11 protein-coding genes are annotated in these 12950 nt (G+C 70.6%); 4 read left to right on the top strand and 7 right to left on the bottom strand.

Annotated elements, in window-relative coordinates; genetic code table 11:
- Position 1: 1 nt before the first annotated feature.
- Entirely contained in the window at positions 2-1558 is a 1557-nt protein-coding gene (locus PV419_RS33305) for an ABC transporter substrate-binding protein (protein ID WP_319695307.1), read from the bottom strand.
- A gap of 272 nt (positions 1559-1830) precedes the next feature.
- Between PV419_RS33305 and PV419_RS33300 the strand changes: the two genes are divergently transcribed.
- From PV419_RS33300 to PV419_RS33285, 4 genes are all read left to right on the top strand, one after another.
- Positions 1831-2433 (top strand): helix-turn-helix domain-containing protein, encoded by a 603-nt coding sequence (locus tag PV419_RS33300; RefSeq protein ID WP_319695306.1) that lies wholly within the window; start codon positions 1831-1833, stop codon positions 2431-2433.
- 700 nt (positions 2434-3133) lie between these two features.
- A complete protein-coding gene (locus tag PV419_RS33295; protein WP_319695304.1) occupies positions 3134-5326 on the top strand; it encodes an MMPL family transporter in 2193 nt (730 codons plus the stop codon).
- Positions 5327-5420: 94 nt separating this feature from the next.
- Positions 5421-6602: a sensor histidine kinase gene (locus tag PV419_RS33290; RefSeq protein ID WP_319695302.1), complete on the top strand. Its 1182-nt coding sequence runs from the start codon at positions 5421-5423 to the stop codon at positions 6600-6602.
- Between the two features lie 23 nt (positions 6603-6625).
- Positions 6626-7303, top strand: coding sequence for a response regulator transcription factor (locus PV419_RS33285; RefSeq protein ID WP_319695300.1), 678 nt, complete (start codon positions 6626-6628; stop codon positions 7301-7303).
- Between the two features lie 90 nt (positions 7304-7393).
- Here the strand turns inward: PV419_RS33285 and PV419_RS33280 are convergent, their stop codons facing one another.
- From PV419_RS33280 to PV419_RS33255, 6 genes are read right to left on the bottom strand one after another with little or no spacing between them, the layout of a single operon-like run.
- Positions 7394-8695 (bottom strand): amidohydrolase family protein, encoded by a 1302-nt coding sequence (locus PV419_RS33280; RefSeq protein ID WP_319695298.1) that lies wholly within the window; start codon positions 8693-8695, stop codon positions 7394-7396.
- Between the two features lie 25 nt (positions 8696-8720).
- Positions 8721-9041, bottom strand: a complete 321-nt coding sequence (locus PV419_RS33275) for a hypothetical protein (RefSeq protein ID WP_319695297.1) — start codon at positions 9039-9041, stop codon at positions 8721-8723.
- Positions 9004-9411, bottom strand: coding sequence for a hypothetical protein (locus PV419_RS33270; protein WP_319695295.1), 408 nt, complete (start codon positions 9409-9411; stop codon positions 9004-9006). The genes PV419_RS33275 and PV419_RS33270 overlap by 38 nt, the downstream gene beginning before the upstream one ends.
- Positions 9408-10118 carry an ABC transporter ATP-binding protein gene (locus tag PV419_RS33265; protein ID WP_319695293.1) on the bottom strand — a complete coding sequence of 237 codons (711 nt, stop codon included), beginning with the start codon at positions 10116-10118 and terminating at the stop codon, positions 9408-9410. The genes PV419_RS33270 and PV419_RS33265 overlap by 4 nt, the downstream gene beginning before the upstream one ends.
- Positions 10115-10834, bottom strand: a complete 720-nt coding sequence (locus PV419_RS33260) for an ABC transporter ATP-binding protein (protein ID WP_319695291.1) — start codon at positions 10832-10834, stop codon at positions 10115-10117. Before PV419_RS33260 ends, PV419_RS33265 begins: the two co-directional genes overlap by 4 nt.
- A complete protein-coding gene (locus PV419_RS33255) occupies positions 10812-12923 on the bottom strand; it encodes an ABC transporter permease (RefSeq protein WP_319695289.1) in 2112 nt (703 codons plus the stop codon). Before PV419_RS33255 ends, PV419_RS33260 begins: the two co-directional genes overlap by 23 nt.
- Positions 12924-12950 lie beyond the last annotated feature (27 nt).

The raw sequence follows: 12950 nt of genomic DNA, 5'->3' as shown, positions 1-12950 counted from the left end.
CTCACCCACCGGCCTGGCCGGTGAGACCGAACTGCCGGAGACTGTTCTGTGTCGAGGAGCCGTCCCCGCGGAAGACGATGCCCTTCTTGGTCACCCAGTGAACGCCGATGTAGAAGACGGGCGCCGTCCAGGCGTTGTTCACCGTGAACGCGTCGATCTGCTTGTACACCTCTGCCGCCTTCGCGGCATCGTGTTCGCCGTTCGCCTTCAGCAGCAGCCGGGTCAGCCGGGGATCGGTGGAGGCGAACACGTTGCGGTACCCGTTCGGGGAGAAGTAGTCACGGGTCTGCACCGGGATGGGGTCCAGCCCGTCAATGACCAGGGCCATGGGGTATTTCCCGGTGGCCAGGGCCGAGATGGTCTGCTGGGCGGGTACGGGGTCCCAGGTGACCTTGACGCCGATGTCCGCGAGCGACTGCGAGATGGTGGGCTCGAAGGGCTTGGTGAAGTACAGGCTCGGCATGCTCACCGAGAATCCGTCCGGGTACCCGGCCTCGGCCAGCAGCTTCTTCGCGCCGGCCGGGTCGTGGGGGTAGGTGTGGTCGAGCGCGGGGTCGTAGCCCTCGTCCAGGGGGTGGTACAGCTGTTCCGTTGCCTTGCCGGAGCCCTTGAGGAAGAGCCGGACCATCTTCTCCCGGTCGAAGGCCATGTTGATGGCCTTGCGCACCCGTTCGTCTCCGAGCGGCTTGAGCACTTCGCCCTTGCGGTCGAACAGCAGGAGCGTGGCCACCGAGGTCGCCTCGATGCGCTTGGTGGTGAAGCCGGCCGACTTCAGCGAGCTCAGCTGCTGCACCTCCACGGACCCGGCGTTGATCTCACCGGCCTTCAAGGCGTTGACCGAGGCGGCACGGTCGGAGATCACCTTGATCTTGACGGTGGGGAACGGATAGGCCTGCTTGTTCCAGTAGTCGTCGCGCCGCTTGAGCACGTAGACCGACCCGTTGACCGTCGCGCCCTTGTCCAGGGTGTAGGGCCCCGAGGAAACCGGATTCAGCACGGAACCGCTGGTCCTCATGGTCTGGGGGTCGGCGATCACCCCGCCGGCTCCGGCCAGGGCGTACAGGAGCGACGCATCCGCGTTGCGGAGCTGCAGCGTCACCGTCCGGTCGTCGGGAGCATCGATGGACTCCACGGCGGCGAGTTGAGTCTGGTTCTGGCCGGACGTCCTGATCAGGTCCAGGGTCGCCTTCACGGCGGCCGCCGTCACCGGGGAACCCGAGCTGAACTTCATGCCCGTGCGCAGTGTCAGGGTCAGGGTCCGGCCGCTGTCGGAGTATGTCCAGCGCTGTGCCGCGCCCGGCCGGAGTTCGCCGTCGTCGTCGACGAGGAGCAGCGTGTCGTAGAGGGAGCTCCAGACGTAGGCCTGCTGTCCCTCAGTGAGCTGGGCGGGAGCGAACGAGTTCGGGGTGCCCATGATGGCCAGGGAGAGCGTCGAGGTCGTGGACGACGAGGATGCCGCCTGGCCGTCGCACGCCGTCGTCGTGAGCAGCAAGGCCGTGGTGGCCAGGGAGACCAGAGCGAGAGACCGGGGTGGGGCGTGCAGGGGTCGAATACGCATGGTGGCTTCCTTCGTCTGCCGACCGGAGGTTCTGAGGCCTTCGCCGTCGCCCTCAGCGGGGTTGAGCGCGCAGCGGTGATCCCGGGAGGAGCAAATTCCTAACACCTGTTTAGCTTTCGATCGGACGCTAGGGTCACAAAGCAAGGACGAGAAGACTACGGACGCCGTTCGTTATCTGACCGTTACATGACTGGCTTGGCTCGATGCGTAAAGTGAGGCGGAGTCCGCCGGACTGCCGTCGCGGACAGTTCGCGAGGAAGGGTGACCACACCGTGAGTCAGGCGAGGGCACGCGGGCCGTACGCCAAGTCGGCGGCCCGGCGGGAGGAGATCCTGCGCGCGGCGCGCGAGAGCTTCGCCGAGCACGGGTACGCCGCCGCTTCCCTGCGTGACATCGCCGAACGCGCCGGCATCACGGCCGCCGGGCTGCTCCACCACTTCCGCGGCAAGGAGGAACTCCTCGGCGCCGTCCTCGCACAGCGCGACTCCGAGGAGTGGGCGGAGGGCACCGCCCAGGTCACCGACCTGGACGATCTCTCGCCCTACTTCAGCGCCCGGCTCCGCAAGCACCAGGAACACCCCGAGCTGATGTGCCTGTGGATCGAGCTCGCCACCGCCGCTTCACGCCCGGACCACCTCGCGCACTCCTACTTCGTCGACCGACAGGCCCACGGGCTCGCACACCTGACGGAGGGACTGCGGGAGTACGCCGAGCGCGGCAGGCTGCGCAAGGGCGTCAGCCCCGAAAGCGCGGCCCTGATGATCGAGGCGATGCTCGGCGGGCTGCAGGGGAAATGGCTGCTGAACCAGGAGCTGGACATCATCGAACCCCTCAACGACCTGCTGCGTCTGCTGTTCGAGACGGATGACGAGTAGGCGTCCTGGGCCTCGGCAAAGGTCTCGATGAGGCCCGGTGTACGTCTCAGGCTCCGTACGCCACCACGGCGGCCTCGTGGCGTCGGCGACGTGACGGCGGACATGGGTCAACGTCTCCTGGACGACGCGCTGTGCGGCCGCCCGTACCTCCTGCGGGAGGTCGTCGGGTACGACGGGATCACGCGCACGACGGTCTTCGGCCCGACGGGCACGCCGAAGACCTCGACGAGGCCGAGCACCGCCGGATCGCCGAGGGACGGCTCGCGCTGTCGGCTGAGCCTCGGCAACCGATGTCTCGGTGTCGGATGTATCGAAGCTCCGCCAGTGTCCTGCGCCGAAAGTTCCCAGGCAGTTCCGGCCGGGCCGCTGACGGTCAACGCGCCTGGTCGGCGGCGGGAATTCGACCGCCGAGGCGAGACGGAGCCACCGACGGATCTCAGGCGCAGAACACTAGGCGGGTCTCGTCGGCCATCACACGGCGGTGATCCAGGAAACGCAGGTAGCCACCCACCTCCGAACCCGCGGCTTCCGCTCCGCTCACCGGGGGAGCAAGGCCTTCTTCGCCACCGCGTCTGCTGCGATCGCAGTAGACGCAAGTGTCTGCGAACGGCCAATGACGAGAGGTCGCAGAACTGCGAGCGTGAGAGTGGGCCGTGATCGTCGGCCCGGTCGCATGGCATTCCCCTGGAAAGGCTCGTCGATGTCCCCTCTCGCCCACTGGTGCCACAGGCACCGGCTCGCCGTCGTCCTGGTCTGGGTGGGCCTGTTGCTCGCCCTGGGAGCCGGGGTCGGCGCCGCCGGCAGCGCTTTCGGCAACAGCCCGACCTCGCAGGACACCGACTCGGCCAGGGCGACGGCCCTGCTCCAGCAAGCCTCCAACAGCGCCGCGGGCAAGAGCGGCCGGGTGGTCTGGCAGGTGAACCGCGGCAGGGTCACCGAACCCGCCGCAGAGAAGGCGATGGTCGGCATGCTCAAGGGCATCGCCGACGCGCCGGGCGTCGCCGCGGTGAGCAGCCCCTACACGCCCGTCGGCAAGGAGCAGGTCAGCAAGGACGGCAGGACCGCCTACGCGACGGTCGCGTTCGACCGGGACGTCTCGGACGCCCAGGTCGAGCACGTGAAGGACCTCGCCACGGCTCCGGAGACGGGGAGCCTGCACATCGCGCTGAACGGGCAGGCGTTCACCATCAATCCCGAGCCGAACCCGGTCGCCGACGCCATGGGCATCATCCTCGCCTTCATCGTGCTGCTGTTCGTCTTCCGGGCGGTCTGGGTGGCGGCACTGCCCATCATCACCGCCATCATCGGCGTCGGGACCTCCGCGGTGACCGTGATCCTGCTCAGCCACGTCATCACACTCTCCAGCACCACGCTGACCCTCGGCTCGCTGATCGGTCTGGGCGTGGGCATCGACTACGCCCTGTTCATCGTCAACCGGCACCGCGCCAACCTGATGGCCGGCATGAGCGTCGCCGAGTCGGTCGCCAAATCCCTCAACACCTCCGGCCGGGCCGTGGTCTTCGCCGGTCTGACCGTCGTGGTCGCACTGCTGGGCATGCTCACCCTGAACGTCGGCATCATCAACGGCATGGCCATCGGCGCGGCCGTCACCGTGGTGCTGACGGTGCTGGCCGCCATCACCCTGCTGCCCGCACTGCTCGGCATGATCGGCCCGCGGGTCCTCAGCCGCGCCGAGCGCCGGCGGGCGGCCGGGCCGAGGCAGCCGTCTTCCGGCCGGCCCGGTCTGTGGACCCGGTGGGCGGAACAGGTCCAGGCTCGCCCCAAGGTGCTGGGTGTGGTCGCCCTGGCCGTGCTGGCGGCGCTCGCCCTGCCCACGCTGTCGCTGCGGCTGGGCGCCTCCGACGACGGCAACCTGCCCGCGTCCTCGACGAACCGCCAGGCCTACGACATGATCGCGGACGGATTCGGCCCCGGTTTCAACGGTCCTCTCGTCCTGGCCGTCCAGGCCCCCACCGCCGCCGACCGGGCCGCCGAGGCGAAGCTGGTCACCGCCCTGAAGCAGGTCGACGGTGTCGCCAATGTCACCGCCGCGCCCATGAAGGACGGCCAGACCGTCGGTGTGATCTCCGTCGTCCCGACGACCTCCCCGCAGTCCGCGGCCACCTCCGACCTGATCCGCCACCTGCGGGACGAGGTGCTCCCGCCGGCCGAGCAGGGCACGTCGATGACGGTCTACGTGGGCGGTGTCACCGCGAGCAACGACGACTTCGCGTCCGTGCTGATGGGCAAGCTCCCGGTGTTCGTGCTGGTGATCGCCGCGCTCGGCTTCCTGCTGCTGACCATCGCCTTCCGGAGTCTGCTCATTCCGGCGGTTGGCGCGCTGCTGAACATCCTCAGCATCGGGGTCGCCTTCGGCGCGATCGTGGTCGTCTTCCAGTACGGCTTCGGCGCCGGACTGCTCGGGCTCGGCTCCGCCGGGCCGATCGAGTCGTTCGTGCCGATCCTGGTCATCGGCATCATGTTCGGCCTGTCCATGGACTACCAGGTCTTCCTGGTCAGCCGGATGCGCGAGGAGTGGGCCCACACCGGGGACAGCCGGCGCGCGGTCCGGGTCGGTCAGGCCGAGACCGGCAAGGTCATCGCCGTCGCCGCCACCATCATGGTCTGCGTCTTCGGGTCCTTCGTGTTCGGCGGCATGCGGGTGATCTCTGAGTTCGGGGTCAGCCTCGCGGTGGCGGTCGCCGTGGACGCCCTGCTGATCCGCATGATCGTCGTCCCCGCCCTCATGCACCTGGGCGGGAAGGCGAACTGGTGGCTGCCCCGCCGCCTGGACAGGGCGCTGCCCAATGTGTCCGTGGAAGGCCCCACCGACGAGCCGACAGTGCCGCTGCACGCGGTGCGGGAGCGGGAGACCGCCGATCTGGTCAACTGATGACGGTCAGCACGATGGATCGACTTCCCATGCGCGGGCCGGCGGAAAGCGGTGCGACCGCGTTCCGCCGGCCCGCGCTCCTTAGAGTGAGCGAATGGAACTGCCCATGGAGTGGCGACAGTGGCTGGCTCGTCATGACCGGATCAAAGACGCGCTGCCGGCGGTACCGCTGATCGTGATTGCCGCGGCGGCGACCGCCGTCGGCACGTCGGACTGGCACGAGCCGCGGTGGGACGAGGTGGTGTGGACGGCGCTGTCGTGCGTGCCGCTGGCCTTCCGGAGCCGCTGGCCCCTGGGCGTCACCCTCTTCACCCTGGCGGGCGACCTCACGCTGATGGCCGTGGCCTCGCACATCTCGCCGACCCCGGCGGCGAGTTTCGTCGCCCTGTACACGCTCGCCCTCCTCGGCAGCCGGCGCACCGCATGGATCGTCGGCTCCGTCGCGGCCGTGGCGATCACCGGTGTCTACGCCGCCACCCACGCGCAGTCCGTGGTGGGTGGTGCCGGCCTGCTGCGGCTCGACTTCGCGATCGTGGCCACCGCGCTCGGCCGCGCTGTCCTCAACCGCCGTGAGAACCTCGCGGCGGCCCGGGAGCGCGTGGAGCGTGCCGAGCGCATGCAGGAGGAGGAGGCCCGGCGCCGAGTCACCGAGGAGCGCGTGCGCATCGCGCGCGACCTGCACGACGTAGTTGCCCACCACATCACCCTGGTCAACGCCCAGGCGGGGGTGGCTCACCACCTCATGCGCACCAACCCCGAGCAGGCGTACGAGGCACTGGCCCACATCAAGGACAACAGCCGCGCCGCCCTCGACGAACTGCGCGCCACCGTCGGCCTGTTGCGTCAGCCCGACGACGCGCCGGGCTCGCGGGCCCCCATCCCGCGTCTGGCCGATCTCGACACCCTCCTCGGCGGGTTCGAGGCGAGCGGGCTGTCCGTGTTGGTGACCCGCACCGGAGATCCCTCGCCGCCGGCGCCCGCAACCGACCTCACCGCCTACCGCATCATCCAGGAAGCCCTCACCAACACCCACAAGCACGCGTCCGCGTCCCGCGCCTCGGTGGTCCTGGACTACGGCGTGCACTCACTCCGGGTCACCGTGGCGGACGACGGACTCCCGGGCGCACCGAAGGGCGCGGGCACCGGCCACGGACTGATCGGCATGCACGAGCGGGCCACCGCCATCGGCGGTACCGTCACCGCCGGCCCGCGGCCCGAAGGCGGCTTCCAGGTCATCGCCGAGCTGCCGCTCTCGCTCTCCCCCGCACCTGCCTGACACCCCGTGAGGAACCACCGCCCATGACCATTCGCGTCCTGCTCGCCGACGACCAGGCCCTGCTCCGCGGCACCTTCCGGCTGCTCATCGACGCACAACCCGACATGGACGTCGTCGCAGAGGCCTCCAACGGGAGGGAAGCAGCCCAACTGGCCCGGTCCGAGCGCGCCGACGTCGTCGTCATGGACATCCGGATGCCCGAGGTCGACGGCATCGAAGCCACCCGGCTGATGGCCCAGGACGAGGACCTGGCCGGAGTCAAGATCCTCGTCCTGACCACCTTCGAAGAGGACGGCCTCGTCATCGAGGCCCTCCGGGCAGGCGCGAGCGGCTTCCTGGGCAAGGGGATCGAACCGGCGCAGTTCCTCGAAGCCGTCCGCCTCGTGGCCGCAGGCGAGGCGCTGCTCTCCCCGGCAGCCACCAAGAACCTGATCTCCCGGGTCCTCGCCCAGCCCTCACCCGGCGACCTCGTCGACCCCCATCGGCTGGCCACGCTGACCCCCAGGGAACGCGAGGTACTGGCACTGGTGGGCACCGGCCTGGCCAACGACGAGATCGCCGAACGCCTCTTCGTCACCCCCGTCACCGTCAAGACCCACGCCAACCGGGCCATGGCCAAACTCGGCGCCCGCGACCGGGCCCAGCTGGTCGTCATCGCCTACGAGACCGGCCTGGTACGCACAGGAGAACGACAAGGCTGAGGCACCGGCCGGCCGCGGCCTAGGTGTTCTGTCCACGGAGGTTGGTGACGGACGCGCCGTCGGCGCGTGCCCGTCAGCGGGCCGTCGGACTCACTTCGGCTGCGCGGCGGCGAGCGCCGCCTCGGCCTTCTTGCGGTATACGGCGAGTTTCTCGGCGGGGGCGACGATCTCGCGGCTGCGGGACTTCACGGACACGTCGTGGTCGCCCGCGGCCCTGCGCAGGGCGCTCACGGTCGCCTGTTCGCGGGGAACGTGGGCGAACGGGTCGAAGGAGTACCAGCGCATGGCGTTCTCGTGCGTCATCTTGTTGATGTCGTCGTCCGGCACGGAGTTCGCGGTCAGCACCTCGTGGAGCTCCTCGGGGGCGTTGGGCCACATCGAGTCGCTGTGCGGGTAGTCGGCCTCCCAGCAGATGTTGTCGATGCCGATGTCGTGGCGGAGCCTCACCCCGATCGGGTCGCTGATGAAACAGGTCAGAAAGTGCTCGCGGAAGATCTCCGAGGGGACCTTGCCGCCGAAGTCCTGGAGCGTCCAGGTGGCGTGCATCTCGTAGGTGCGGTCCAGGCGGTCCAGGAAGTAGGGGATCCAGCCGGTGCCGCCCTCCGACAGCCCGATCCTGATGGTCGGGTACTCCTTGAGGACGCGGGACCACATCAGGTCGGCCGCCGCCTGGACGAGGTTGATGGGCTGGAGGGTGATCATCACGTCCGGCGGGGCGTCGGGCGCGGTGATGGCGAGGCGGCCGGAGGAGCCGATGTGCAGGTTCATCACCGTGCCGCAGTCGGTCAGCGCCCGCCATACCGGGTCCCAGTACTCGGAGTGGAAGCTCGGGTAGCCGAGCGGGACCGGGTTCTCCGGGAAGGTGAGGGCGTGACAGCCCTTCTCGGCGACGCGCCGGATCTCCTGGGCGCACAGCTCGGCGTCCCAGATGGCCGGGAGGGCCATGGGGATGAAGCGGCCGGGGTGGGCGGCACACCACTCGTCGATGTGCCAGTCGTTGTAGGCGCGCACCAGGGCCATGGAGAAGTCGGAGTCCTCGGTGGCGAACAGCCGGGCGGAGAAGCCGGGGAAGGAGGGGAAGTTCAGCTGGGCGAGGACACCGCCGGCGTTCATGTCGGCGACGCGTTCGTCGACGTCGTAGCAGCCCGGCCTGATCTCGTCCAGGCCCTGCGGCTCCATGCCGTACTCCTCCTTGGGACGGCCCGCGACCGCGTTGAGCGCGGCGTTGCCGACGGAGCTGTCCCGGAACTGCCAGACGTCGCTGCCGTCCTCGCGATGGACCAGGCGCGGGGCGTCCTTCTTGTAGCGGGCCGGCAGGTGGTTGGCGAACAGGTCGGGCGGTTCGATGATGTGGTCGTCGACGCTGATGAGGATCATGTCATCGCGGTCCATGGGACTCCTTGTGGCTGTGGGCGGATCAGTCCGAGGCGGGCAGGGCCTTGGGCGGTTTGACCGCCAGGGGCTTTCCTCCGTAGGTGAGGTGGCCGGTGCCGGAGGCGGTGCAGAGGAGTTCGAGCGTGTCGGCGGGGTCGACGTAGCGCTTGCCGATGAGGGTGTCCGGTGTCTGGCCGGCCGGCTGTGCGGCAGGGGCGTCCTGGGCCGGGACCATCGGGCTTCCACCGCATTCGACCGGGCCCGTGACCTCCTGCGGGGCCCGGATCACGATGACGCGGGTGGCGCCGGTGGCCGAGGCCAGTTGGTCACCGGGGCGCAGGGCCGGTGTGCGGGGTGACGGCATGGCGCGGTTCTCCTTGGGGTGCGGGTGCCGGTGGAGTGAGCCTCTCCCCCAGCCGGTCCAGGTCGTAGGACTGGCGGGCGAGCCAGAAGCGCAGGAAGCCGGTGAACGAGTAGCGCAGGAACAGGGCTCCGCCCACCACGGCGGCGGCGATGCCGCCGAGGCCGATGGCGATGGCGTCGCCCTGGGCGAGGACGTTGTCGGTGGCGTGGGCGAGGGGGAAGGCGAGCGCGCCGAGGACGAGCCCCGCGGCCATGAGCAGTCCGCCGAGCCGCAGCCAGAGCGTGGCGCGGGCGGCGGCGGGGTCGGGGATCTTCAGCTCGGCGAGTTCGCGGACGAACCGTTCTGCACGCGCTTCGGGGGGTGCGGTCATATCGGGCTCCCCAGGTAGTAGGAGGAGAGTTCGGCGTGCAGGGAGCTGTCGGGGTGCCCCTGCCACTGGACGCGGCCGCCGGCGAGGACGGCGGCGTAGTCGGCGATCTTCAGTACGGCGGCGGCGAACTGCTCGACGACGAGCACGGCGACGCCCTGCCGGGCTATGTCGGCGACGAGTTCGTAGAGCTCGGAGACGACCAGCGGGGCGAGCCCCATGGAGAGTTCGTCGAGGAGCAGGACGGCGGGGGCGGTGGCGAGGCCGCGGGCGAGGGCGAGCATCTGCTGCTCGCCGCCGGAGAGGGTGCCCGCGGGCTGGGCGCGCCGGGTGCCGAGGACGGGGAAGCGGGCGTAGGCGATCTCCTCGATCTCCTCCTGGGTGCGGCCCGTGAAGGTCATCATCCGGAGGTTGTCGCGCACCGAGAGGTTCGGGAAGACACCCCGGCCCTGGGGCACCAGGCACACGCCGGCGCGGGCGAGGTCGCGCGGGTGGATGCCGGTGGCGTCCCGGCCACCGAGCAGCAGCCGGCCGGCGCTGGGCGGGTGCACACCGGCGGCGACCGACAGCAGAGTGGTCTTGCCGGCGCCGTTGGGACCGAGGAGGGCCACCACCCGGCCCTCCTCGACGGCCAGGTCCACGCCGTGCAGCACGGTGATGCCGCCATGGGCGGCACGGATGCCGTCCAGTTCCAGCAGGGGTCCGCTCATGGCCGTGCCTCCCCCAGGTAGGCGGCGAGGACCGTCTCGTCGGTCTGCACTCGGGCGGGCGGGCCGCTGGCGACCACCGTGCCCAGGTCGAGGACGTGCACCTCGTCGCAGACGCTCATCACCAGGCCCATGTCGTGCTCGACGAGCAGGACGGCCGTGCCCTCGTCGGCGAGGGAACGCAGCAGCGCGGCGAACCGCTGTGTCTCCTCCGCGTCCTGGCCCGCGGCGGGTTCGTCGAGGAGCAGGACGCGCGGGCCGAGGACGAGGGCGCGGCCGACCTCGACCAGGCGGGCCAGGCCGGTGGGGAGCGCGTCGGCCGCGTCGTCGGCCACACCGGTCAGACCGAGCCGTGCCAGTACGGCGTCGGCCGTGCGGGCGGCGTGGCGGCGCCCCGGGCCGAGTTCGGCGGCGACGAGCAGGTTGTCGCGCACGGAGAGGCGGCCGAAGAGCTCCAGGTGCTGGAAGGTGCGGGACATCCCGCGGCGGGCGCGACGGGCGGGGCCTGCCCGGGTGATGTCGCGGCCGTCGAGACGGATACGGCCGGTGCGGGGCCGGCGCAGCCCGCAGACCACGTCGAACAGCGTGGATTTTCCCGCGCCGTTGGGGCCGATAAGGCCTGTTACCCGGCCCGCTTCGGCCGTCAGTGACACGCCGTCGAGGGCGCGGCGTCCCCCGAAGGACACGGTGATCTCCTCAGCCCGCAGCAGTGGTGGCACGGTTCAGCACCTCCCCGTCCTCGGACCGCCAGGGGCGCCGTACTCCCCACCACTCGGGCGGGATGTCGGTGGGCGGCCGCTGTGCGGCGGCGGCGCGGACGCGCAGCAGCAGGGCCGTGACGAGGGCGATCGCGAGGAGCAGCCATCCGCTCGCCACGTCGAGCGCCGCGAGCAGCCAGCACACGCCGAGGACGCCGAGCAGCCCGCACAGCAACGGCCGGTTCCGTCCCAGCGGCGCCCATTCGGCGCGCATCTGGGCCAGCACACCGCTGGGGTTGTGCGCGAGTCCCATGCCCGCGAGGGCGACGAGCAGGGCGGTCACGTCGTGCACCCAGGAGCCGAGGCCGCTCATCAGCTGCGCCGGCAGGACGAAGGCGATGCCGGTGAACAGCCCCGTGCCCACGGCGCCGAGGCCGCCGATGACCGCGATCAGGAAGATCGGCAGCCCGGCGATGAGGTTGAACTGGTCGGCGGTGACGGTCTGCAGTTGCATGCCGTACAGGGCACCGCCCAGTCCCGCGATCCCGGCGGACAGGGCGAAGACGGCTGTCTTGGCGACGAGGAGCCGTCCGCCGAGGGTGGCGTAGGCGGCCTCGCTGTCGCGCAGCGCGATCAGCCGGCGGCCGAACCGGCCCCGGCGCAGCGCGGCGACGCCGACCGAGGCGAGCGCAAGACAGACGGCGGAGAGCACCAGCAGCTGGGCGGGTGAGGTGAGGTGCAGGCCGAACAGGTCGGGGCCGGTGACGGTCACCGAGCCCTGGTCGAAGAAGGTGATCCGCACACCCAGCACCTCGAAGGCGGGCAGAGTGAAGATCCAGCGGTCGAGGACGACGGCGAAGGCGGCGGTGCCGAGCGCGAGGTAGATGCCGGACAGGCGCAGGGCGGGCAGCGCGATCAGCGCGCCAACGGCCGCGGTGACCAGCATGGCGACGGGCAGCGCCCACAACTCGCCGTGCGCGCCGAGGTGTCCCCACACCACGGCGCCGATGCCGGCGACGGACAGCTGGCACAGGGAGATCTGCCCGGTGTATCCCGCCAGGGGCACGAAGGACAGGGCGATGACGCCGAGCGGGAAGAGCGTGCCGTAGGAGAGGAGGTCGTCCTCCGCCAGGACCGTCACCAGGACCAACGCGAAGAGCACGACGGTGCCCGCGAGGAGGAGGCTGCCGCGGGCTGTGGGCAGCGGGACCCGTACCGGGGTGCGGTCGCGGCCGCGCAGCCTGCGGTGCGGGAAGGCGAGCAGGGCCAGGAACAGCAGCAGGGCTGGGGCGGCCAGGCGCAGACCCGGAAGGTAGTCGTTCTGCGGCAGGTAGCCCGCGAGGTAGGCCTCCAGCAGGCCGACGACGAGAGCCCCGAGAAAGGTGAGCGGCAGGCTGCGCAGACGGCCGAAGACGGCGGCGGTGTAGGCGCTGACGATGAGCAGCGACAGCTGCTGGGCGTCGAGCGCGACGGCGGGCGCGATGAGGATGCCGCCGACGGCGGCGAGCTGGATGCCGAGCACCCAGGCGAGCCGCGTGGCACGCAGCGGATCGGCGCCGGTGAGGCCGGCGAGAGCCCGGTCGTCGACGGAGGCGCGCATCTCCGTGCCGGCGCGGGTGCGGTGCAGCAGGACCCAGAGGGCCGCGGCGATCGCCAGGGCGACGGCCATGGTGATCGCCTGGTGCCAGGTGACGGCGGCCGGGCCGAGGCGCAGTGCGGTCCGTTCGGCGAAGAACGGCGTGAGCGGGCGCGCGGTGTTGGGATCCCACACCCAGCGGGCGAGCGCGATGCAGCCGGTGAGCAGCGCGACGGTCATCACGAGGCGTTCGGCCTCGCCGAGGGCCTGCACCGGCCGCATGAGCACGCGTTCCACGAACAGGCCGAAGGCGGGGGCCAGGACGAGCAGGACGAAAGCGAGGGCGAGCGGGACCGGCCAGCCCCAGCCGACGGCCAGCTGCCAGTAGGCGAAGGCGGACAGCATCCCGGCCGCGCCGTGGGCGAAGTTGAACACACCGGTGGTGGCGTGGGTGACCACCAGACCGGTGCCGATCACGGCGTAGACGGCGGCGGTACTCAGGCCGACCACCGTGAAGGCCAGGAATTGATCCATGACTTGGAAATTAGCTTCTCCCTATTG

Source organism: Streptomyces sp. ME19-01-6, assembly GCF_033793745.1.
GTDB lineage: Bacteria > Actinomycetota > Actinomycetes > Streptomycetales > Streptomycetaceae > Streptomyces.
Note: the sequence above shows the minus strand (reverse complement) of the source record. Positions and strands in the feature narration are given on the sequence as shown.